This is a genomic window from Latilactobacillus fragifolii (genome assembly GCF_905332535.1).
GTDB lineage: Bacteria > Bacillota > Bacilli > Lactobacillales > Lactobacillaceae > Latilactobacillus > Latilactobacillus fragifolii.
On sequence record NZ_CAJOCF010000001.1, the window covers coordinates 79,516 to 103,651 of the forward strand.

The window sequence follows — 24,136 nt, forward strand, 5'->3', positions numbered from 1 at the left end:
AAAGCTATTTACGGCTATTAATTTAATAAAAAAGCGTTAGTATTGACAAATTTGCCAAATTACCAACGCTCTTTTATTAATTCTAAACAACTACAAAGTAACCGCGAGTAATGCTGGCAACTCTATTGCTGTCGGGTATGATTTCTGTGTTCCTTTCCGGGTTACGGTCACAGCAGCATATTGATTGGCATGCGCTAGAGCATCTGGTACAGATTCACCTGATGAATAGTAGTGGGCAAATGCCCCGATAAATGAATCTCCTGCACCCGTTGTATCAACAGCTTTTACGTGTTTTCCTGGCACAATTTCAGTATGCTCAGCGGTTACCCACAATGCCCCTTTACTTCCTAATGTGATAATAATATTACCCACGCCCTTACTAATTAAGGCTTGCGCAGCAATTTTAATTTCATCTAAATTATTAGTTGGTAGACCCGTTAATGTCGCTAATTCTGTTTCATTCGGTGTAAAAAACTCGACCTTGGAAACATAGTCGACATTTAAGTGTTCATTTGCTGGCGCCGGGTTCAATAAAACTGGCACATTAAATTGTTGTGCTAATTCGATTGCATGATAGTTCGTTTCCAAAGGAATTTCTTGTTGAAGAACTACTAATTTAGAGTGCTTAATTTGATTTTTAAAGTTGTCTAAAATATCAGGTGTTAATTCATTATTAGCTCCTTTAACAACAATGATCCGATTATCAGAAGATGGGTCAACAAAGATTGGCGCAACCCCACTGTTACTTTCACCTACACCGATACCATGTGTATCAATACCATTTTTTTGAAAATTATCCAACTGTTGTTTACCAAAATTATCATGACCCACCATCGTAATCATACTTACCTTAGAACCTAATCTAGCAGCTGCAATCGCTTGATTAGCTCCTTTGCCACCAAATCCCATTTCAAATTCTGGCGCTTCAACAGTTTCACCTTCAACAGGCATTCTATCCAGGTAAGTGATTAGATCGATCATATTCGACCCAATTACCGTTAAGTCATTCATTAATAATCTCTCCCTTTATTCATTTACCAATCCGGTTGTCACTGAAAATTGACGCTTCTCCCCTGGTTTTAGCATAATTAATGTTCCTGCTTTTTGAGCTGCATGGAATCCTTCAGGGCGACTAGTACCTGGTAATGCAAAAGCAGCCACCTGTTGATCAGGATTGTGTAAAATCCACCGAGTTACAATTGGAAATTCAGCCGTATTAATCTTAGTCATAAATTGCTTACCATTTTTAAGCGTCATTTTGAAAGTAACTTCTTTAGCGTATTGTGTTAAATTATCCGTAAAGTAGACAATTTCTGGATCATATTTATCAGGATTATTTAACTGAGTTATGACTTCACCACTATCTTTAAGTCTCTGATTGTAAGCCAACCATTCAGGTGTTGGGTGTACATGCCCCGGAATAGATTGTCTGAGCTTAAAAACATCATCTGACACACTTTGTGATAATTTCGCTTGATCATGATAGGCATAATTCATATGACACATATATTGAAGGGGCATTTCTTGATATTTAGATAAGTTGGTAACTGCCATCTTGATATCAAATAACCCACTATTTCTATGCATTACTACACTAGGTTGTGCCAAGTAATGGTGACCAAACCCCTTAACATATTCATATTGGCTACCAATGGTCAACGAATCCCCACCAATAGTTAGATAGGCATTAGTCATTGGTGATGTTGGAAATTCACCATGTAATTGGTAGTCGTCTTCAGGTCCTGGGGTCCCGTTTGCTAACAAGCCTGATGAGAATTGAAAACAGCCATAAGTATCAGCGATACCTTCACCCGGTAACGGTTGCGAGAACGCATCCTTCATTTTTAATGTTTCTTCATCAAAGAATGCATCCCAGATAATCATGCCCATATAAGGTAATATTTTTAAATACCCTCGTGAATTGCTTACCTTTAAAACTGCAACACCAGAAGAATATCGTCCCGCTTCTACTAAAAAAGCATTGCTTTCAAAAAGCTTAAATGATTCTGTTTTAAATAAATTAGGTGTTAGAAAGATTGTATTCTCCATGTTAACCCTCCTGAATCTCTTTTGTCAGACGGTCATACTTAACTTGGCCAACCGCATACAACACAACAACCGCAAAACAAACTAAGTTAACCACAAATGAATATGACATCGATCCTAAGTAATCTGCTGCTAATCCTTGGATGGCAGGAATAACTGCCCCACCAATGATTGCCATTACTAAGACCGCTCCTGCGGTAGCTATATGTTGCCGTTCTGCAACAGTATCTAAGGTTTTAGCATAAATTGTTGCCCAACAAGGACCAAAGAGACCGCTTACAAATATTGCCGCATAAACGGCCGACATATTATGCACAACCATAATATAAGCAATCGTTAATGTGCCAAATATACTAAATATTAATAAGATCTTAGAAGCAGATATTTTATCCATCAATAAATTGGCAATCATTTTCCCCACAAAGAAGGCGATGTAACTGAAAACCATAAAAGTTGAAGCGCTACGTTCATTAATACTATGGTTTAGTGTCATTGCTAACCGAATTGTAAATGACCAAACCGCCGTTTGCATTCCAACATACATAAATGCTGTAAAAATCCCTTTTAAATAAGCATTATTTTTAATCAGATAACTTAATGTTTCGGAAATTTTAGCATCCTGTGTATTCGTTTGTTTAGGTTTACTCATCGGGAATTCAGTTATTGCAAAGATAATTATTGCAATAACTAGAATGATAATAATGTACTTGTACGGTAATAATGTCTTTTGTAACGCTTGTTCACCAAAGCTAATTCTGTCTGCACCCGTCAATCCACTCATTTGCTTTTCAAGACTATCACCCGCCCCAAAAATTAAATATTTACCTAATAAAATCCCAATTGCAGCTCCAATTGGATAGAAGGTTTGTGAAATATTTAATCTTAGTGTGGCCGTTTTCTGTGGTCCAAGCAATGAACTATACGTGTTCGCTGAAGTCTCTAAGAAACTTAACCCGATTGCGATTGCAAATAAGGCAACTAAAAAGACCCCATACGTCCCCATCGTTGAAGCTGGGAAGAATAATGTACAGCCAATGGCATAACATAATAGACCAACTAGGATAGCAATCTTATATGATGTTTTCTTAATAACTAGTGACGCGGGAATCGCAATAATAAAATAGCCACCATAAAACGCGCTTTGTACAAAAGCGCTTGCGAAATTACTTAAAGTAAAAATTGTTTTAAACTGTGTAATTAAGATATCGTTTAAACTAGCTGCCGCTCCCCAAAGCGGAAATAAACATGATAACAAGATAAATTGAAAAATTGGAATCCGATCTAAATAACCATCATCTAGTTGACTCGCATATAATTTAAAAATATAGTGTTTTTTACTACACGGTACTTTTGGTGTTTGCACTTTTTGAATACTTTGCATAATCTACCTCCCTTACTGACTCTAACCGCGAATAATTGCGACACTAGCACTGGTCCCTAGACGACTTGCTCCTGCAGAAATCATTGCCTCAGCTTCCTCCTTTGTATGGATACCGCCGGATGCTTTAATTTTTAGCTGGTCCCCAACAATTGACTTGATTAATTGGATATCGGCTACTTTAGCACCACTACTTGCAAAACCTGTTGATGTCTTAATAAAATCAGCATCTGTTTCTAGCAACAAGCGGCTAATTATTACTTTTTCCTCTTCTGTTAATAAAGCAGTTTCGACAATGACTTTCACTAAGATTTGTTGTGCATGCCCCACTTCAACAACGGCTTCCACATCTGCTTTAACTTGGTCCAAATGGTTTGCTTTAAGTTCACCAATATTGATGACCATATCAATTTCATCTGCACCATCGGCAATCGCTTGTTTTGCTTCTGCAACCTTTATTGCAGTGGTATTTGCACCCAGTGGAAAGCCGATAACCGTTGCTGTCTTCACAGTACTATTTTTTAATTCATCACTAACATGTTTAACCCAATATGGATTGACCATGACAGAAGCAAATTCATTCGTCTTAGCTTCCTGAATCACTTGGTTAATCTGTTCCTCCGTTGCCTCTGGTTTTAATAACGTATGATCTAAATAGCTTGATAATTTCATTTTTGTATCCCCTTTCATTTATGGGTATAGCTTACCATCTTATTTTACATTTGTAAAATAAGATTTTGGAAATAAGTTCAATATTCCGCAAAAAAATTACCCTATTTATTAATAGGGTAACGTCTTTTCTAATTTTCTCTTTTCGCCTTCATCTGTAGCCAGATATTAAAAACAAGCACAATCACTAATAGGACTGTCGCAATCAGCATGATATTATGCAAGCCTTGGTACATAATTGCGCGCATTGCTGGTAATAAGCGCGGCGGCAACTCGTGAACGCGTTGGAGATTACTCAACTTATTCATCATCGCCATTGTAATTTGACCGTGCGATTCAGCAATACCACGTGTTAAGGCATGGTTCAAAATAACCCCGTAAATCGATGACATGAATGTTTGACTGAGAATTCGTAAAAGGTAAGCAAACGACGTCGCAATGGGGACATCACGTTCTTCTGCGTCTTCTTGAACGCTAATTTGCAGCACATTAAAGCTCATCCCAAGGCCGAATCCTTCAAAGGCCCCCATCAAAAGTAGGACCCAAAACGGTGCCTGATCGCCCATCATCAACATCCCACCAAACGCAATTAAAAAAGCAACAGTGCCTAACGTCACAACGCGGTGTTTACCCAATTTAGGTTGAATTGCAGGGCCGGTTAACGAACCAATTAAGTTAGTCACCGCACCTGGAATTTGTGTCATTCCACCAAGTAGTGCACTCAATCCAAGTAAACCTTGTGCCCACATTGGAATATAGATATTAAACGCAATAAACGCGCCCCACAAAACAACGAATAAAATAAAGTCGGTTACCAATTGCGGATTTTTAAATAAACGGTTTGGCACAATTGGATCAATGGCCCGGTCTTCAACTCTAAATAAGACAACTAATAAGGCCAAACCAGCAATTACCAAACCTAAGACGAGTGCTAACGAGCCGGTCCCAATCATTTGAATTCCCGTCAATAAAGTCACCAAACTGGTAATCATAATCCCAGCACCTAAATAATCAACATTTCCAGTTTGATGTGATTTAGGCGTTTCTTTGAAGAAATAACGGACACAAACAATCGATACTAAAGCAATTGGTACGTTGATATAAAAAACCCAGTGCCAGCTAAATGTATCGACAATCCAACCACCAATTAGTGGTCCTACAATCGATGCCGCACTATAACTCGCAGTCGCATAGCCAATTACCTGCGCGCGTTTGCGCAAATTCTTATACAAATCAGCATAGATAATAAACGGTAAAGTATTCATCCCGCCAGCCCCGATGCCCATCACCGTTCGTGCAATCAGGAAGAAGACGATATTGCCAGAAACTGCTTGAAAAATCGAACCAACCGCAAATAATAATGTCGCCAGCTGATAGGCGCCACGATTGCCAATCCGTTCCCCTAATTTGCTCCATAAGGGCGTCGCAACTGCCATCCCCAAAAGGAAAACAGCGACGATCCAGCCCATATATTGAATCCCATGCAAATCACTGATAATGGCGGGCAAAGCCGTGTTGATAATTGTCCCATCGAGTCCCGCCATTGTGTTGGATAATAATAATGCCAATGTTACCAAAAGTGTATTTTTCTTACTCACTACCACGTGCCCCACATTTTTCTTTTTTATTATAGTATAAGTTACTTAACAAGCTTACTCAGCATGTCAATTATTTTATTATCATACACCTTAGAGTTTCTCCCGTGCTTCAATCATTTGGTCGATAAACGTCGAGATTTTCTCGAGTTCTGCTTCGGAGTAATTAGCCAAAACTGCTTCGTAGTTACGTTGTTGTTTTTGATGTAGTTGATAGTGCAGACTGCCCACCGATTGGCCAAGTGCTGTTACTCTGAGGACTACCGCTTTTTGATTTTCTGGTGTATGAAACTTTTCAACCAACTTATTTTTTGCCAAACGTTGAATGTAGCGCGATAACATTCCTTGTGATAAATCGGAATGTGCTTGGAGTTGCTTAAAAGGAACTGCTGCGCCAGCTTGCGCCAATTGGGTTAGGATTTCTAATTCTGAATGGGTCAGCTTCTTTGCTTGGGTTACAGCAGCTTCAGAGGCTGTCTGTTTTAAATGTGCTAAGAGCCAGTCACGTTCAGGATCTTGATCATTTTCTTTGTGCAATCTGGCCATCATTTTTTGGAACTGTATTAATTTCGACATTTTTAAATTACCTGTAATAAATATATTGACTTTCATTAATTTGAATTCTATACTAATTTTACATTACAGGTAATCAAAAAACAAGCCACGTTTTATTTAAAGTAATATCAATTTGTTTATCCTTATTCATTACCAGTAATGAATTAAACTAAAAAGAGGTTTTTACTATGAAAGCAATCGTTGTTCGTAACTTTAATCAATCACCAAAATTCGAAACAGATTTTCCAACACCAACCCCTCAACCCAATGAAGTCCTCATCAATGTAACGGCGTCATCCCTTTCCAACCGAGCACGTTCCGGTGCGACCGGCAGCCACTACACTTCAACGGACAAATTACCAATGATTCCCGGTGTTGATGGCATTGGAACTCTCCCAACCGGTGAACAAGTTTATTTCGTCAACGAAGGCAGTTTTGCTGAACAAGTCCCCGTAAAAAAGGGCCATTGGGTAGCTGTTCCCGATGGCCTTGATGCGATTAAACTGGCGGGTATGATGAATCCCGCCCTCTCTTCTTGGATGGCTTTGCATTATCGTGCTCATTTTAGCGTGGGTCAAAAAGTAATGATTCTAGGCGCAACCGGAAACGCCGGCATGCTGGCCGTTCAAATCGCCAAACGCCTAGGAGCTGCCGAAATTATTGCGGTTGCCCGCAATACTAAAAAGCTTAACCAACTGACTGAACTAGGCGCAACCCAACTCATCGACTTATCTGAAGGATCAACAGAACTAAACGCTAAATTAGCTGAAGCTGGGCGCGATGTTGATATCGTTCTCGACTACCTTTGGGGAAACGTCACAGCTGATACTATGACTGCAATTATCCCACATCGTCAAAATAACCAACAACCTTTACAATGGGTTGAAATCGGCTCTTCAGCTGGCCTCACAGCACCACTTCCAAGCGCCGTTTTCCGCGCTACTGCTTTAGAATTAATCGGATCTGGTCAGGGTTCCGTAGCGTCCATCAATATCTTGCATTCTTTGTCCGCTATTTTGGCTGCTGAAAAAGCCCAACCTTTTACCTTCTATACACATGCACTACCGATAGCAGATGTTGAAATGGGGTGGCATTTATCTGGCAACAAACGAGTCGTCTTCACACTTAATTGATTCCCGTTTCATTCGAAGTCCATATTCTGCGAGTCCGATAACGACCGCTACAACCAAGAGAATCAACAGACTCTTCCAATCCTGCTTCAAGATTAACAAATCACCAGCAAAAGCATAGATAAATGCAACAATTGTCGAACCACCAAAACATGCCAGTCGCTGTGCTCTGAATGTAAGGTGTGTATCCCCAGCCGCCAAGTTGACAAAGGCCGTTGGAATCATCGGCACTGCGTACCCAATTAATACGCCAAGCGCTGGATGTTGCATCTTAATCAGTGCGCGGTAAACACGAGAATCCGGCTTTTTACTACGACGATTTCTGACACGCGCAAATAAATGGACTTGCAATAAATTACCAAGCGTCAAGCCCACTGCGTTAACCATGAACCCCCTCCAATGACCAAGACACGCCCCAACAATCAATGCCACCGCTGATGTTGGCGCACCTGGAATTAAGGTAACACCAATCATTAACAGACCAAACACCAAGTAAGCATACGGTCCCAGATGACGTATCTCAAGCACATATTGGCGGTAATTTTGCCATTGATTAAAAAAAGCAAACACGGCAGTCTGGTGCTGCCATCCGATTAATAAGATTGCCAAACCCATTAAAATGACACCGCTTATTAATAAAAGACGGTTACGCTGTCTCTTGGCCATCTATTTTCCCTCATCTCTACTAAAAAATGATTCCTTACTCTAGTAAGTATAAACAAGCAACAAGTGAGAAAACAGGTCTATGTATTATAAAATAAAAAAAGAAACCCATGTGATTTCTTTTTTTATTTATGATATGGCGATCCTTGGTTAATCATGAATGCGCGATAAATCTGTTCGGTTAATACTAAACGCATCAATTGGTGCGGTAACGTGAGCTTGCCAAATGATAACGCATCGTTGGCGCGCTTATTAACCGCATCACTCGTTCCAAGTGATCCACCGATGACAAACGTGATATCTGATCTACCATAGGTTGCTAAAGTTTGAATTTCTTGTGCGAATTCTTCTGAAGCGCGTTGCTTGCCTTGAATTGCCAGAACAATCACGTGCTCCTTATCCTTAATCTTATTGAGAATTCGTTCGCCTTCTTTGTCTTTGACATTGGTCATTTCCGCGTTACTCAATGATTCGGGCGCTTTTTCATCCGCCACTTCGATTATTTCAAACTTACAGAACTTACTAAGCCGTTTTGCATATTCGGCAATGCCTGCTTTTAAATACTTTTCCTTTAATTTACCGACCGTGATTACTTTAATGTTCATAAAAGCCTCCTACTGTTAGTTATATTTTAGGGGAAAAACCGCCAGAAAAAAAGCTATTCACAGTAATTCACCGAAATTTACCGGTTATCCACAAAAGTTGTCCACATATGCACAGGTGTTCGTCCCAAATATGGTGTCCCGAATTTTTCTTGACACCAAATAACCGACGCATAATTTTTTTCATTAAATTTAATTAAAAAGTTATCCACCTTTTTTTGATTGTTCGCACTTCAAATTATCCGGTTCCAAATCCTTTTATAGTAACGTTTTTGAGGCATACGATTAATTTTATCAAAGTTATCCACCGCTTGTTAATTTTTTTGTGGATAACTAAAGAGACGTTTCAACCGTGTTATACCCACAATCCACAGACTTATCCACAGGTGATTTGTTTGCCTCCCCAGTTACTATCCACATTGACATTTTTAAAACTTAACATTCTTGTCCCTTTGATCCAAATTTAGCCAAAATAAAAAAGCCGCCAACATCTCATTGATGCTGGCGGCTTTGCTTTATTTGACTGTCGTTGTACTATCTGTTGATGCTGCTTCTGTCAATTTCACCGTCGATTTCTTCAACTCACCATTATGGTAGTATTGAATCTCAACCGTACTGTTCATATCGTAGCTATAAAGTGTCGTGTGTAAGTCGGCAACACTTGTCACATCCTTACCACCTAAACCAACAATGACGTCGTACTTACTAATCCCAGCCTTCTTAGCAACTGAGTTGGCATTAACGGATGCAACAACCACGCCACCTTTCACAGAGGTTGGTAACTTCAAGACAGATGCTTGTTGCGTTGATGAAACATTCGTCAAGTCGATAACACTAATCCCAAGTGCTGGTCGAACGACTTTCCCATTAGCAACTAGTTGATTAATAATTTTGACCACTTCGTTACTTGGAATAGCAAAGCCCATCCCTTCAACCGTTGTGCTCCCGTTAGAAGCTAATTTCATTGAATTAATCCCAATGACTTGCCCAGCAAGGTTAACTAGCGGCCCGCCTGAATTCCCTGGATTAATCGCTGTATCTGTTTGAATAACGGTGGCTTGACCAGTCGCTTGGCCGGTTGTTTCATCCGTCACATCAATCGTCCGTTTCTTCGCTGAAATAATCCCTTGAGTGACAGAAGTGGCATATTCTGAACCTAACGGTGAGCCAATCGCAAGGACTGATTCACCGGGTTTGATACTGTCAGAGTCGCCAAATGTTGCGGTCTTCGTCACTTTAGCACTATCAATCTTTAAAACAGCTAAATCAGAAACAGCATCCGTGCCGACTAAGCTCGCATCGAGCTTCGTTCCATCACTAAGGATCACTTCTAGTTTATCCGAGCCAGAGACCACGTGATTATTCGTGACAATGTAGGCCTTGCCGTCTTTCTTTTCATAAATTAAACCTGAGCCTTCACTTGATTCTTCAAGTTGGCTACTGCTACTTTTTTTATTGCTACTATCTGAGCCAAATAACGCACTCAAACCATCTGAGTTATCTTGTTGTTTTTGTAAGTTAACCACGGACACAACGGCTTTATTAACCTTATTAAAAGCGGTTGTTGTTTGCGATGAAGAGTTAACTTTAATATTACTGATTTTAGTAGCACCGGCTTTAGTCGGCACTTGGGTCGTGCTTGAGACAGTGTTGCTGTTCATCTTTGAACCGGCATAACTAGCAACACCACCGCCAATTAATGCCGCGACAACAGCAACAACTGCGGTTCTTATTAATCCTGAATTCTGATTCATCCTAATTCACCCAAACTTTCTAATAAATTCTGTTGATTGATTATCTTTATCATAGAATGTAAATTTGAAAAAATTATGAACAAGATACGAATATTAAATTGTTTTTCTAATCCGCATTTTAGCGGACTTATTTCGCAAAAACAATTAAAATGTCTTCTATTCAGTTTAATTATACAGCAAACAATGGATCAGCAACTGCTGGATCCGTATCTAAAATTTCAAAATCGGTGCCGACACCATAATCGTGTTCTTTTAAGATCGACGCAACCGTCAAATGGGCCAGTTCCTTCATATTGTTTTCTTGACTCAAGTGGCCTAGGAAAACGCGTTTGGTCTGGTGACCAATGAACGACATCAAAGCGGATGCACCATCTTCATTCGATAAATGACCCGTATCACTGAGAATCCGTTGTTTCAATGACCACGGATATTTTCCCATCCGGAGCATCTCTAAATCGTGGTTACATTCTACTAAATAAGCATCCGCATTTGCAATTGTGCCACGCACTTGATCAGAGACATAGCCCGTATCGGTCAAAATTGCAAACGCGCGGTTATTATGATGGAATTGGTAGAATTGTGCGGCAGCGGCATCATGTGATACACCGTAACTTTCGATGTCTAAATCACCAATTGACAAGGTACTGCCCATTTCAAAAATGTGCTTGTGTTCGGCAGGGACTTCACCAATAATCGAAGCCATTGCATCCCATGTTGGTTGATTGGCATACACATCTATCCCATAACGTCGGGCCAATACACCCACCCCGCTACTATGGTCACGATGCTCGTGGGTCACTAATAAGCTGTCGACGTCCTTGAGATCGCGGCCAATACTATGCATTAAATCTTGTACGCGTTTACCGCTCATTCCCGCATCAACTAACACTTTGTGCTTAGGCGTTTCAATATACGTTGTATTGCCAGAACTACTGCTTGCGAGCACGCTGACTTGCATTGCGTCTTTTTCTACCATCTTTTGCTCTATCCCCTTGGTCTCTTTCTAAAACAACTAAACTTCACTACGGTTCTTCATTAGTGCACCGGTAAAGGCGTTAATGCGCTTAACGACGACACTCTTAGAATTCTTGTTCTCAATGGCCACTTGCCAAGCTGGTACGTACACCGTGCTACTATTGGCGTCCAACAAAGCACTGTATCCAAGTTTAACCCACATAATACGCGAGTTATTCGGAATCTCATTATCCGTATATAAATCAATGACAGCATCTTGAGCAGTTACCTTCGTACTTTCTTTTTCACGCAAAACTTGAATCTTATTCGTATAAGTTTGCGTGTAGTGGCTAATCTGTCCGTCTTCTAATGTAAAAATCAGCTGACCATGTTCATCCATGATTTGCCCCCCTGGAACTTTTTGCACATAAACGACTTGTTGATCACTGGATAAGGCGTGTGAATAGCGGTAATCATCTGCTTGCAGCACATTATTAGGTTCCTTCATAAAGGCTGCCACCACTAAACGTTGGTTCCCTTTTTTGTAGGTTAACGGTTTATCTAGTTCGCTCGTTAGTGTCATCCGTGCCTTGTCAAACGAAACAGTTTGTCCGATTAGCTTGGCACTTGCCGTTTCTAATAACGTCTGGTCCTTTTGCCGGCTAGCTAAATAATAGCCATCCATTCGGCGCTTGGAAAGTTTCTTCACTGAGATTTGATCGTCTTTTAAGTCCTTCATAATCTGGCTCGTTTGTGAACCACTAGTAATCGCCGTCGACGTTATCGTCTGACTCCCCTTCAGCGAAGCAAATAAATAGATATCTAGCGCAATAAAAATGGCGATAAAAATCATTTCAATTCTGCGAAAATCCATTCATCTAACTCCCTTCGGTTAATTCAGCTTTTTGCGCCATCAATGCGGAAAGGCTGCGCCAAACCCCTTTATATTGCACAAAGTAGGTTGGATTTAAATCAATCACTTGTTCGTTACTGGTTTCTTTGGTCCATTCGTATCCGACTTGCACGTTTTCCACATTTTCTAGCAAGAACCCATTGCTTGTCAATTGATTCAACACAGACTCCGTACTTGGTAATGTAACTTGCTTGTCTTCAGCAGGAACGGGGACTTGTAAACTATAATTTGAAAAATCAATCTTTTGTCCGGTCGGTAAAAATTGCACCTTCACACTCCCAAAGTTAGTCTGGTAAAAGACTGGAAAGCCTTCGACATAGGTCCGATAAGCGGTCGAATTCGTCGCTTTATCATAACTATAAAACCGCATCCCAGAAAGGGCGTTACCGGTTTTTAAAAGCGCATCGAAGCTGGCTTCAAAACTCTTGGTCAAAGTACTTGGTGATTGCTTATTTTCATACTTCACAAACGAAATTTCACCGGTATCATGGTTGATTGTTAGGCGTTTATACAAATTGCTATCCGTTCCATCTGTATAAATCGCACTACTACCTTGTTCTTTGGTATCAATCTTGTCTGTATTTTGTTGATTCAACAACGTTGTGATGTAATAATTCTCGGGTTGTTGATTAACCAAATAACTATAAGGTAACAATGTTTGATCGGCTGCCACATAAAGTAGTGGCTTGTGGTTCAACATCTTTTCGGCCACTTTCAAATGCACGTCAGCATTTGAAAGCACCTTTTTCACACGCGCTTGTGAAAAAACATTGAGTGTCGTTTGGTACACTTGATGACTTTGATCATTCATCAACCATAGCTTAGGCTGTGCGCCTAGTGTGATTCGAATCCGATTGAACGTCACGTTTTGGCCTAAATTATTATTCTGATAACTGAAGACCTTTTTAAAAATCGCGTACGAAATATTATCTGGGTATAAAAGGGTCAACGTATGATCCGCACTAATTGCCTGATAATAATCATTTTCGCTTAACTTTGCTTGTTTAAACTGTGCCGATTTAGCGAGTTTCAATGTCGCTTTAAATTGTGGAATTAGACTCTCCTTTGAGTTATAAATCAACTGACTCTGATTGTCATTCCGCCACAATAGCTGTGTTGGTAAGAAAATATCGCCAATTTTTCGTTCTGTTTTACGACTTGTTGACTTAGTGGTGGCCTGACTGTCCGTCTGACGCTCATAATGCGCGTTACTGGTCCAGATTAGCCATGATAGTCCAATACTGACAATAATGGCTGCAATCAGTACAACGCGCATTAAAAAGTTATTAAATCGCATCCCAATCACCTCCATCAGCATCAATTGGTTCATAAGGCAATGAAATGTAGAATGTTGAGCCTTTACCTTCTTGGCTATCAACCCAAACACGACCACGATGGGCTTCGATGACTTCTTTAGAAATTGCCAAACCTAAACCCGTCCCGCCTTGTTTACGAGAACGAGCCTTGTCAACCCGGTAAAAGCGATCAAAAATCTTACCGAGATCTTTCCGTGGTATCCCTAACCCTTGATCCGAGATGCTTAAAATCACATGACGATGGGTTTCCAATAAGCGACACGTAATCACGCCGCCATCTGGCGAATATTTAATCGCATTATTCATAATATTATCGATCACTTGCATAAATTTATCGGTATCAATTTCAACCCATAAATCACGCTTAGTAAAGTCGCGCGTAATACTGTATTTCTTATTCGGATCATCCGTCGGTAGTTTACCCGTGCTGGTTGTCAGTTTAGGCAACTCGTCTTCATGTTCCTGATCCCGTTTGATCATCATGTCAAATCGGTCCAGTACATACCCAAAGAACTCGTTTAAATTAACGTATTCCAAATTCATCTTCGCCGTTCCTTGATCCATTCGCGACAAACTCAAAAGATCGTTAATCATTCGAATCATCCGATCCGTTTCTTCTTGGGTCACCTTTAAGAAGTTGGGAGCTAGCTCAGGATCTTGCCACGCGCCATCGTTCAGCGCTTCAATGTAACTTCGCACACTCGTTAATGGTGTCCGCAATTCGTGAGACACATTCGAAACGAATTCACGCTGTTCTTGTTCATTTTTTTGTTGTTCTGTAACATCGTGGAGCACACAAACTAAACCGGTAATATAGCCGGTTTCTTTTTGAATTAATGAAAAATCAACGTGCAAAATCAGGTCATGGTCTTGTTGTTCTGAGAAATCCAATACCATTTCCTGTTGTGTTTCCAAGAGATCCCGCAAAGAATATTCATCACTAATTCGCAACACCTTAAGCAATGACTGGCCCAGTAACTCATCGCGCGTCACGTTTAGAAAGTCTTGACCAGTTTCATTGATAATTGTGATATTCCCTCGTCGATCAGTGGCAATGACCCCATCAGTCATATGACTGAGCACACTGTCGAGACGGCGACGTTCCGACTCTGACGCTTCTTGTGCCTCTTCAACCCGGACTGATAAGTTATTGACCGCAATTGCCAGTTGGCCCAGTTCATCTTGACCATAAATCTTAACTTGGCCAGAGTAATCGCCGCGTGCCATTTGAATCGCTTGTTTCTTCATTTCATCAATTGGTCGGGTAATTGCCCGGGAAATAACAATTGATAACGCCATCCCTAATAAACCAGCGACTAAAGACGAGGTTAAGAAAATAACCGTAATCGATGAAATCCCTTTATAAACATCTTCCATACTAGCCCGGATATAAACAGCACCCACAACGGTATTACTATCACCACTTGGATTAGTCAATGGTTGAATTGCGGTGTAATAACTCCCTAGTCTCTCATTGTATGCCACTTCTTGCTCTGTATGTCCAGAGTAAATAACCTGTTTTACACGTGGATTGCGCGTCTTCTGACCAACAGTACTTTGATTATTCAAGTTCGTGACCCCGCGAATGGTTCCCTTGTTATCGACAACTTGAATTTCGGCAGAATTGCCCATATCGCCAATAATTTCTTTAATATTCTTGTTGGCATTACCATTATTATTCAGTAACTCATTGCTAAGCTGGTTTTGAATGTAGGGCGTCACTTGTAAGGACTGCTTAAAATCACGGACATTCTGATATTCCAGTTGCTTCACAAAAGAAGCCCCGATAACTTCCAACGTTACCAGTAGCAACAGTACAAACACAATGGCAATTTTAAAATGTATCGATTGTAACAACCGAATTTTCTTATTCATGTGGCAAATTTACTCCTGATCAGGATTTCTTAAGTAATAACCAACCCCCCGGCGGGTCACTAACCATTCTGGATGACTGGGATTGTCTTCAATTTTTTCACGTAAACGACGGACCGTCACATCGACAGTCCGGACATCACCAAAGTAATCATACCCCCAAACCGTTTGTAATAAATGTTCACGAGTCATGACTTGGCCGATATGTTTAGCTAAATAATGTAACAATTCAAATTCACGATGCGTCAATTCAATCTTGTCGCCCCGTTTTGACACAATATAAGCATCTGGATGAATTGTTAAATCCCCGATGTTAATCTCGTGGTTTTCTTCATTCGCTTCTTTATCTGATTGGCTCGTTGTCCCTTGTCGGCGTAAGTTAGCCTTAACTCGCGCCACCAATTCTCGATTTGAAAATGGTTTCGTCACATAATCATCAGCACCGAGTTCAAGACCGATTACTTTATCGATTTCAGAATCTTTAGCCGTCACCATAATAATCGGCATATCATGCGATTTACGCACTTGGCGGGCCACTTCTAGCCCATCAATCTTCGGCAACATCAAATCCAATAGAATTAAATCTGGAACAGCCTCTTCAACTTGCTGTAAAGCTTCTTCACCATCATAAGCTGTATAGACTTCGTAACCTTCTTTGGTTAGATTAAATTTAACAATGTCAGAGATCGGTTTTTCATCATCAACGACTAGTATTTTTTTAGCCATATATGGATCCTCCTTGAGTGTGGATGCTTTGCCCTCTATTATACTCATTTTCAGAGAGCAATACAAAATTAGGTCGCTTCTGACCAGCTGGATGAACAAAATTGTTAACCCCAATAACGATTAAATCTTACGCACTTCGTTACTTTATTCAAAAAAAATACAAATAACTATTTACAAAAGTTTGTTTAATATGCTATGATATTTAAGTCGTAAGGCGAGACATCATATGGGTGGTTAGCTCAGCTGGCAGAGCAACGGACTCTTAATCCGTGGGTCCAGGGTTCGATCCCCTGACCACCCATCAAGTATACATGATAAGTCGTTATAGAGATGCTTAGGCATTGATATAACGGCTTTTTTATTTCTTTAGACAACATAGCATGCCATAGTGGGTACGTCAAACCATACTCACGTATTCAGCAAAAATCACGCACGGGAGCATATACACTAAGTAACAATTAATACATATTTCGGAAAGTCCTTAAACTGTAAAAACACAATAATAGTTTCCGCTAAAGTTGGCTTGAGTAATTCTTTTGCAAAGTCATTAAAAAAGAACGCTTTTCAGGCGGCTTCAAAACAGTGTAATCTAATCAAAACGGCAACGTGTGCTTACCCTCACAAGCGTAAAGTGGGGAGAAATCTAATTTTTAACTATCCAATTCAATTAACAGTTCTTTTATTGAACATCTATTTTAGAAATTATTTCTGCTGCTTCATTATCAAAGGTAGTAGGAATCTGAAGTTTTTGCATACTATCTAATAGGTCTTGAGAAGTTTGCTTGACCCAAGCAGGCTCAGAGATGTACCTTGGGTCTTGATAATGAGTTGGTTCTCTGTAAAAATTAATAGATCCGTTGTGGTTAGAACTATACGTTATAATTATTGTTCCAGCCATCGTGCCATTACTATCAATAGTTAAAGTTACAGTTTCTTGAGGAACTGTTACGGATGCTTCAAATGGGAGTACACGGTGCCCTTTTTCATTTTTTACTGCAGTAATTGAAATCGGTTGAGTTTTAATTTTGTAGTAATTGATAATTGTCTCTGTAACCCTCGCATATTCAATCTGATCATCACTATAGCCTGATGCTGGAAACTCATCATTCGTAGCATTCTTTCTTTTTTGGTTCTGGTTAAGACTAGTTGACAGGTTCGAACTATCATTGCCTATAGACTCTTCCTGATTAGAGCTCACAGAGCTATTACTATCTTCGTTTGATCGGGAATTTTCAGTAGTTGTACTAGTTTTTAATTCCGCCGGTCTTGCAATGTGCTGTGCGCTTCCTTTCTTAGAGAAATAGAATGCGCCACCAGCCACTATTAATAATATGACAAACGCTTGTATAGCGATTTCTGTTCTGCGTTTTGACCTGACCGCTAAAAAGTCATCACGCCATTGTGGGCTATTTCTGCGTTGTTTGTAAAATTCATATGTATGTTTAGTTCTTGTCCACTTACTTAAATATTTTTTCGCCATTTTGTCGACCTTCCAATTCTATTTCTCAAACTATTTAAATAGCCACTATCCGTTAACAATTCACTGCCCATGTAAAAAAATAATATGGGCTCAATAGATTAATAACCCTATTAACCTATTTCATCTTCTTACAGATATTTAATTTTGTCCAGATAAAATTGAGTGCGTAATGTCGCATTTTATGACGCTACTTATTGTGTCAGTACTCGTGCTTCAACTTGTTGACACAATAATCCTTTAAATTATCTATTATTGTTGGAAATAAAAAATTAGGTTTTGTCAGACGCTTAACCTTTTAAAAAATGCTATCGCATTTTTTAAAGCTGCTCGTTCTATTTATTCTTAGCGGGAATCTCAGCCCAATAATTTTCAAATAAAAAACGTCACCAGTTGGATGACGTTTTTATATTTACCAGATTAAAAAGCCTACCTACTATCATAGAATTCCCAGACTGCTTTTTATTTCCTGGGTTAATTCCCGAAAACAGCTAACGTGGTCTTGGTCGCCTTTTGGGTCTTTATGAGTTCGCCCTGAATACACCATCTGCGGATCGTTTTGTCACAGGTAATCAATGTCACCATCTTGCGGCCTGGTACATCATCGATGACTTGTACGTCATATGGGCTGATTGAAGCCTTGTAATCAACTTTATACGTGTAGACTTTTTCCATATCCGTTAGATAAATCTTATCGCCGACGCGCACATTTTCAAGTGGCAGGAAGATATTCTGGAAAGAATGGCCCGCTAAAGCGTAGTTGTTGGCTGCCCCCATTTGTTGGTCAGGTTTCATTGTGCCGCCGCCTTGAGCCATTGTATCCTCTGAGACACCTTTCATGACCGGCAGTGCCATCTTGACACTTGGAAGCGCAACTTTCCCTAAAACAATCACATCGTCACTAACAGCAGCCTTCAAAATCTGTTTTGTATTAAGCGAAGCAACTTTATTAAAATCAAAATTCGCTTTTTTATGCTGATTTTTCTTAATTTGAGCAGCTGTGACATCCATCTGACGATGCGCCATTATTTTAACTAACTGGTTGCGGATTGGATTAATGAAAACCAGTGCTAATCCAATCACTAACAGAATGGCTAAAAGGCCATTAATTAATCTGTTGCTTATTTTTTTTGGCATAACAGTTAAACCCTTCACTAGAATTCCCAATTATTGTAACACATAAAAACGCACACCCTAAAAATTGCGGCTGTGCGTTTGTCGTTTATTTAACGTTTAAGATGTACATGAAGGCCACGAAAACAAAGAATAAAACATACATAATTGGATGAATCTCTTTGCGACGACCAGCGGTTATCATTGTGATTGGATAGACGATAAAGCCTAACGCAATGCCATCAGAAATACTGTAAGTCAGTGGCATGCCTAAAACGATTAAGAAGGCCGGAATTGCAATTTCTAATTTTTCCCAGTCAATTTTCTTCAATGATTGGGCCATTAAAACGCCGACAATCACTAATGCGGGGGCCGTCACTTGTGACGTAACAACTGTCAATAATGGTGAAAAGAATAAACTGAAGACAAATAACACCCCTGTCACGACGGCCGTTAAACCAGTCCGACCACCAACAGCAATCCCCGCGGATGATTCAACAAAGGCCCCAACTGGTGACGTTCCTAGCAATGAGCCAGCTAACATAGCGGTTGAATCTGATACCAAAGCTTTGCCAACACGGGGCATCTTGTTATCTTTCATAAAACCCGCTTGTTCGGCTAAACCAACCAAGGTGCCAGCTGTATCGAAGAATGTGACCAACAAGAAGGTTAACACAACGACCCACATTTGAACGGTGTTGATATCGCCAATGTGATTTAGACCAGCTAAGAAAGTGGGTTTTAAACTTGGCGCAGCTGCAACAAAGTGCGTTGGCAACTGAATTAAGCCGCTGATGGCCCCAACGATTGAGGTTAAAAGCATCCCAATAAAGATCGCCCCTGGCACTTTACGCACCATTAAAATAACGGTAATAATTAATCCAAAAACAGTTAACCAAGTCGTTCCTTGCGAGAAATCTCCCAAACCAACAACGGTTGATTTGTTCGCAATAATCAAACCACCACCATGTAATCCGATGAAAGCAACAAACATCCCAATTCCAGCCGAAATCGCTAATTTCATATTTCGTGGAATGGCATCAATAATCATTTCCCGTAACTTAAAGACAGTAATCAACATGAAAATTAATGACGCTACAAATACACCCGCTAAGGCTGTTTGCCATGACACACCCATTCCGATCACCACTGAATAACTAAAAAAGGCATTAATTCCTAGAGCCGGTGCGGTTGCGATTGGGTATTTAGCATATAACCCCATCAAGAAACAGCCAATCGCACTTGCTAATGCTGTGGCTGCAAAAACAGCCCCTTTATCCATCCCTGAATCGCCTAAAACGCTCGGGTTAACGAATAAAATATAAACCATTGAAATAAATGTGGTGAATCCTGCTAGGATTTCCCGTTGCACTGTTGAATGTTGTTCTTCTATCCCGAAGAAACGACTTACTCTTTCCATAACGACTCCTCTAAACCGACTAATTTTCCCACTATCTTTTTCGTGGTAATGTGTGTATAATACTGACTGGTGCCAAACCCATGAGAATGAAAGTTTGTTGGCGTGTTTAACGACCCGTTTAGAAAACGAACTTTGCATTCTCTTTTTTTATGCTCTTTTTCAGTAATGCCTACCAGATAGCAGACAAGACATTCGTTTGTTCCCGATCAGGACCAACAGCAAAGGTTGCTAATGGTAAATCAACTAATTCTTGAATCCGTTCCACATAGCGCCGCGCATTGGCTGGTAAATCTTCAAGCGTCTTAGCACCCGTGATATCTTCATCCCAACCAGGTAATTCTTCATAAATCGGTGTACAACGTTCTAACTCGCGGAGACTTGCTGGATAACGATCAATTCGTTCGCCATCTAATTCGTATGCCACACAGATTTTCAATGTTTTAATTCCCGTTAGGACGTCCACGCAGTTTAGTGATAATTGGGTCACGCCTGCCACTCGTTTTGAATGCCGTAGCACCACTGAGTCGAACCAACCAACTCGTCTTGGACGACCCGTTACAGTGCCGTATTCATGGCCGGCTTCACGAATGAAATCGCCAATCTTATCATCTAATTGGGTCGGAAATGGGCCATCACCAACCCGTGAAGTATAGGCTTTAGCGACACCAACCACTTCGTCAATCCGTGAAGCACCCACGCCGGAGCCCGTTGAAACGCCCCCAGCCGGATTCGATGACGTCACAAATGGATAGGTGCCTTGATCGATATCTAATAAAATCCCTTGAGCCCCTTCGAATAAGACATTCCCCTTTTGATCCAAAACATCATTCAAAACAACTGAAGTATCACAAACATATTGTTTAATTTCTTGGCCATATTGGTAATATTCTGCAAACATTGCCGCATAGTCAAGCGGGGCAACGCCGTAGATTTTAGTAAAGAGCGCATTTTTTTCGTCTAAGTTTTGTTTTAATTTAGTTGCAAAGAGTTCCTTGTCCAATAAATCGGCAATCCGAATCCCGCTCCGAGCGGCTTTATCCATATAGGCTGGGCCAATCCCCCGATTAGTTGTCCCAATCTTTTGATCACCCTTAGCTGCTTCTTGTAAGCCATCCAATTTAGAATGATAGGGCAAGATGATATGGGCTCGGTCTGATACTCTTAATTGGCTCACATTAATCCCTTGACCCGTTAAGTATTTCAATTCAGAAACGAGGGTTTTCGGATTCACAACGACCCCGTTGCCAATCACACTGAGTTTATCACTGTTAAAAATCCCAGATGGAATTAATTGTAAATGATAAGTTGTGTCATTCAACTGAATGGTATGCCCTGCATTGTCGCCACCTTGATAACGCGCGATTGCATCCGCATTCTGACCTAAAAAGTCAGTAATCTTGCCTTTACCTTCATCGCCCCACTGCGTTCCAACAACTACTACAGATGTCATATAAACATACTCCTTATTCGAACCCATCTTCAGATTCGCTATTTAAACCCTAAAACTCACAGAAATTATTGTAGCAAAAAACCAATGCAAAATCAATATAAAAGACGAACTTTAAAATGTTCTAATAGGCTTTATCTATTTTAAATCTTAACGATACGTATAATCCAAAAAATAATAAAGCAAATCACGAACAATAATTCTCGTTTTGACAGGTGTTCATTAAAAAAATACAATATAACCACATCTAACACTAAAGGAGTTCATCATGGTTTACGTCAGCAATATCATTACTGCGGCAATTGCCTTCCCATTTGTCGCAATTATCTTAACTGTGCCACTGTTAGTTTATCACTATCACCGTTATGGTTCGCTAACCATCATGCGCAGTGTAATTCTCTACAGTTTCATGTTCTATCTAGTAGCCGCTTACTGTTTAATTATTCTGCCATTGCCACCGCGCTCAGTGGTCGCTCATTTAACCACTCCGCGTTATAATCTAGTTCCTTTCATGTTTGTCCGAGAATTTGTCCACGCGACCCATCTTGTTTTAACCCAACCAAGTTCGTATCTTGCAACGCTTAAACAAGCTGCGACAATTCAGCCCTTATTTAACGTCTTTTTAACTGTTCCATTTGGTATTTATTTACGTTACTTCTTTAAGATGTCTTTCAAACGGACCTTATTACTTAGTTTCACGTTATCCCTATTCTTCGAACTGACCCAACTATCGGGCCTTTATGGTATCTATCCTCGGCCCTATCGGTTATTCGATGTTGATGACTTACTGCTCAACACGTCTGGTGGCCTACTTGGATTCTATCTCCAGCCGATGGTCACTTTCTTTTTACCAACTCGTGAAAGTTTGGATCAAGCAGCCTATGATCGCGGTCAAAAAGTGAGCTATTTCCGCCGCTTATTGGCACTTGCAATTGACTACTGTGTTTTGAGCATCATCACTTTTGTAATTACTGTTATCTGGCGATTACTAAAACTACCCGCCATTCATTCTGCAGTCCTTCAATACTGCTTAGCAACTGGTGCTTATTTCTTAATACTCCCCATCCTTTGGCGTGGTAAAACTTTCGGTCAAGCCCTTTTGCAGCTACAAATTGTCGCTAACCATCATCAGCGTTGGGCTATCTTCTGGCGCCAATTACTCCTATTTTTCATCGTCATACCAAGTTTTCAACTTTGGCGTATCATCTTGGATGCCGCTGTTGCTAGTGGCCAACAACATTTTGACGTCTATCTCTTTATTACCGGCCTGTCACTTTTACCACCACTGTTGTTCACCGGTAATTTCTTATTAAGTTGGGTGACCAAACGCCCCCAATTATTCTATGAAAAGCTCACCCACACACGGGTCATTAGTAGCATTCACCCCGCGCAGCAACCTTAAAAAAGCCTTAAAATCATCTTTAATTCCTAAAAATAGTTAAAATCGAATACTTTACGGCTTGAATTAGCTATACTAAAGATATCATTTACTTTCAGAAAGGATTATTGCTTATGCTTAACAAATTTAAGTTCCTCATCCCCATTGCATTGATTGCCATTATTGGTCTAAGCGCCCAAACCGTCTTTGCCGACAGCACGTCATCGTGGGACAAACCAGTGGCCACGGTTGGGACTAGCCTTTCTAGCACCCAAAAAGCCGAGACACTCAAGACACTCGAAAACGCCGCCAATGTCACGGACGTCAGTGAGCTAACAGTAACCGGCTCAACCCTTGTAAAATATCTTGATCAAAATCAACAAACATTTAACGCCAACTCGAGTGTTTACTCGAGTGCTTTAATTCAAAAAAATAGCAGCAATACCGGTATCAATGTCAAAATTATTGACTTTAATGGCCGGAACAACATTACAACAATTACAGCTAATCAATATAAAAATGCGGCCTTAACCGCCGGTATCACCAACGCGACGATTTACGTGACTTCCGCAATTCCAATCGATGGTTCTGGCGCTTTAGCTGGGGTCTACGCTGCTTTCGCTGAAAATGGTGATTCACTCAACCAAGCGCAAGTGACAGCTGCCCAAGATGAAATGAGCACTCTTAGCGACATCACACAGGCCAATAAAGGCACCGATGGTTATTCAGACTCCCAATTGAACAATGCCGTCACCGGCGCCAAAAAAGACATGGCCAATAAGGGAAATCACCTAACCGTTAACCAAATTACTACCATCGTCAACAATCAACTCGAACAAAACAACCTCACCAATATCATCAACAATAACCAAAAACAACAAATCATCAATGTTCTCGTCAAAATTCAAGATTCTGGCGCTTTGAATTCAGATGATTTCAAAAATCAAGCCGGCAAGTTAATGAATAATATCCAAAGTGGCGCGAAAAATATCTTCAATAAGCTCAACACCCAAAGCAATCGGAATTTCATTCAAAAACTTTTTGATAGCATGGCTAATTTCTTCAAAGGACTATTTAACTAATAACACGCCAAAAAGCCCCGCAAACTGAAGTTTGCAGGGCTTTTTA

General features: G+C 40.3%; 21 protein-coding genes and 1 tRNA gene. 4 read left to right on the forward strand and 18 right to left on the reverse strand.

Going from position 1 to position 24,136, the window contains the following annotated elements:
• Positions 1–90 precede the first annotated feature (90 nt).
• From rbsK to J7Q78_RS00345, 6 genes are all read right to left on the reverse strand, one after another.
• Entirely contained in the window at positions 91–1,011 is a 921-nt protein-coding gene (gene rbsK, locus J7Q78_RS00320) for a ribokinase (protein ID WP_208422689.1), read from the reverse strand.
• 15 nt (positions 1,012–1,026) lie between these two features.
• On the reverse strand, positions 1,027–2,049 hold the full coding sequence (locus tag J7Q78_RS00325) for an aldose 1-epimerase family protein (protein WP_208422688.1): 1,023 nt from the start codon (positions 2,047–2,049) through the stop codon (positions 1,027–1,029).
• 1 nt (position 2,050) lies between these two features.
• Complete coding sequence (gene fucP / locus J7Q78_RS00330) at positions 2,051–3,427, reverse strand: L-fucose:H+ symporter permease (protein ID WP_208422687.1); 1,377 nt, start codon at positions 3,425–3,427, stop codon at positions 2,051–2,053.
• Positions 3,428–3,448: 21 nt separating this feature from the next.
• Positions 3,449–4,096, reverse strand: coding sequence for a deoxyribose-phosphate aldolase (gene deoC / locus J7Q78_RS00335; RefSeq protein WP_208422686.1), 648 nt, complete (start codon positions 4,094–4,096; stop codon positions 3,449–3,451).
• A gap of 128 nt (positions 4,097–4,224) precedes the next feature.
• The gene (locus J7Q78_RS00340; protein WP_208422685.1) at positions 4,225–5,691 is read right to left on the reverse strand and encodes an MFS transporter; all 1,467 of its coding nucleotides are present in this window, start codon (positions 5,689–5,691) and stop codon (positions 4,225–4,227) included.
• A 90-nt stretch (positions 5,692–5,781) separates the two neighbouring features.
• Entirely contained in the window at positions 5,782–6,264 is a 483-nt protein-coding gene (locus J7Q78_RS00345; RefSeq protein ID WP_208422684.1) for a MarR family transcriptional regulator, read from the reverse strand.
• Between the two features lie 167 nt (positions 6,265–6,431).
• Between J7Q78_RS00345 and J7Q78_RS00350 the strand changes: the two genes are divergently transcribed.
• On the forward strand, positions 6,432–7,376 hold the full coding sequence (locus J7Q78_RS00350) for a quinone oxidoreductase family protein (RefSeq protein WP_208422683.1): 945 nt from the start codon (positions 6,432–6,434) through the stop codon (positions 7,374–7,376).
• Here J7Q78_RS00350 and J7Q78_RS00355 read toward each other — a convergent pair.
• From J7Q78_RS00355 to yycF, 8 genes are all read right to left on the reverse strand, one after another.
• Positions 7,338–8,039: a TVP38/TMEM64 family protein gene (locus J7Q78_RS00355; RefSeq protein WP_208422682.1), complete on the reverse strand. Its 702-nt coding sequence runs from the start codon at positions 8,037–8,039 to the stop codon at positions 7,338–7,340. The two genes, J7Q78_RS00350 and J7Q78_RS00355, sit on opposite strands and share 39 nt — an antisense overlap.
• A 122-nt stretch (positions 8,040–8,161) precedes the next feature.
• Positions 8,162–8,641 carry a 23S rRNA (pseudouridine(1915)-N(3))-methyltransferase RlmH gene (rlmH, locus tag J7Q78_RS00360; RefSeq protein ID WP_208422681.1) on the reverse strand — a complete coding sequence of 160 codons (480 nt, stop codon included), beginning with the start codon at positions 8,639–8,641 and terminating at the stop codon, positions 8,162–8,164.
• Positions 8,642–9,153: 512 nt separating this feature from the next.
• Complete coding sequence (locus tag J7Q78_RS00365) at positions 9,154–10,392, reverse strand: S1C family serine protease (RefSeq protein ID WP_208422680.1); 1,239 nt, start codon at positions 10,390–10,392, stop codon at positions 9,154–9,156.
• A 169-nt stretch (positions 10,393–10,561) separates the two neighbouring features.
• The gene (locus J7Q78_RS00370; RefSeq protein ID WP_208422679.1) at positions 10,562–11,368 is read right to left on the reverse strand and encodes an MBL fold metallo-hydrolase; all 807 of its coding nucleotides are present in this window, start codon (positions 11,366–11,368) and stop codon (positions 10,562–10,564) included.
• Between the two features lie 36 nt (positions 11,369–11,404).
• Positions 11,405–12,220, reverse strand: a complete 816-nt coding sequence (locus J7Q78_RS00375; RefSeq protein WP_154242883.1) for a two-component system regulatory protein YycI — start codon at positions 12,218–12,220, stop codon at positions 11,405–11,407.
• A 4-nt stretch (positions 12,221–12,224) separates the two neighbouring features.
• Positions 12,225–13,556 (reverse strand): YycH family regulatory protein, encoded by a 1,332-nt coding sequence (locus J7Q78_RS00380; RefSeq protein ID WP_208422678.1) that lies wholly within the window; start codon positions 13,554–13,556, stop codon positions 12,225–12,227.
• On the reverse strand, positions 13,546–15,450 hold the full coding sequence (gene walK, locus J7Q78_RS00385) for a cell wall metabolism sensor histidine kinase WalK (protein ID WP_208422677.1): 1,905 nt from the start codon (positions 15,448–15,450) through the stop codon (positions 13,546–13,548). Before walK ends, J7Q78_RS00380 begins: the two co-directional genes overlap by 11 nt.
• A gap of 9 nt (positions 15,451–15,459) precedes the next feature.
• Entirely contained in the window at positions 15,460–16,173 is a 714-nt protein-coding gene (gene yycF / locus J7Q78_RS00390; protein WP_154242887.1) for a response regulator YycF, read from the reverse strand.
• A gap of 228 nt (positions 16,174–16,401) precedes the next feature.
• On the opposite strand from yycF, the gene J7Q78_RS00395 reads away from it, so the two are divergent.
• Positions 16,402–16,474 (forward strand) — tRNA-Lys (locus J7Q78_RS00395).
• A 378-nt stretch (positions 16,475–16,852) separates the two neighbouring features.
• Here the strand turns inward: J7Q78_RS00395 and J7Q78_RS09980 are convergent.
• From J7Q78_RS09980 to J7Q78_RS00415, 4 genes are all read right to left on the reverse strand, one after another.
• The gene (locus J7Q78_RS09980; protein WP_235688018.1) at positions 16,853–17,653 is read right to left on the reverse strand and encodes a hypothetical protein; all 801 of its coding nucleotides are present in this window, start codon (positions 17,651–17,653) and stop codon (positions 16,853–16,855) included.
• Positions 17,654–18,124: 471 nt separating this feature from the next.
• Entirely contained in the window at positions 18,125–18,787 is a 663-nt protein-coding gene (locus J7Q78_RS00405; RefSeq protein ID WP_208422676.1) for a class A sortase, read from the reverse strand.
• An 85-nt stretch (positions 18,788–18,872) separates the two neighbouring features.
• On the reverse strand, positions 18,873–20,183 hold the full coding sequence (locus J7Q78_RS00410) for an NCS2 family permease (protein ID WP_154242964.1): 1,311 nt from the start codon (positions 20,181–20,183) through the stop codon (positions 18,873–18,875).
• A 169-nt stretch (positions 20,184–20,352) separates the two neighbouring features.
• On the reverse strand, positions 20,353–21,633 hold the full coding sequence (locus tag J7Q78_RS00415) for an adenylosuccinate synthase (protein WP_208422675.1): 1,281 nt from the start codon (positions 21,631–21,633) through the stop codon (positions 20,353–20,355).
• 265 nt (positions 21,634–21,898) lie between these two features.
• Here J7Q78_RS00415 and J7Q78_RS00420 point away from each other — a divergent pair, with 265 nt between their 5' ends.
• A complete protein-coding gene (locus J7Q78_RS00420; protein WP_208422674.1) occupies positions 21,899–23,032 on the forward strand; it encodes a VanZ family protein in 1,134 nt (377 codons plus the stop codon).
• A gap of 110 nt (positions 23,033–23,142) precedes the next feature.
• Positions 23,143–24,090, forward strand: a complete 948-nt coding sequence (locus J7Q78_RS00425) for a DUF1002 domain-containing protein (protein WP_154242892.1) — start codon at positions 23,143–23,145, stop codon at positions 24,088–24,090.
• Positions 24,091–24,136 lie beyond the last annotated feature (46 nt).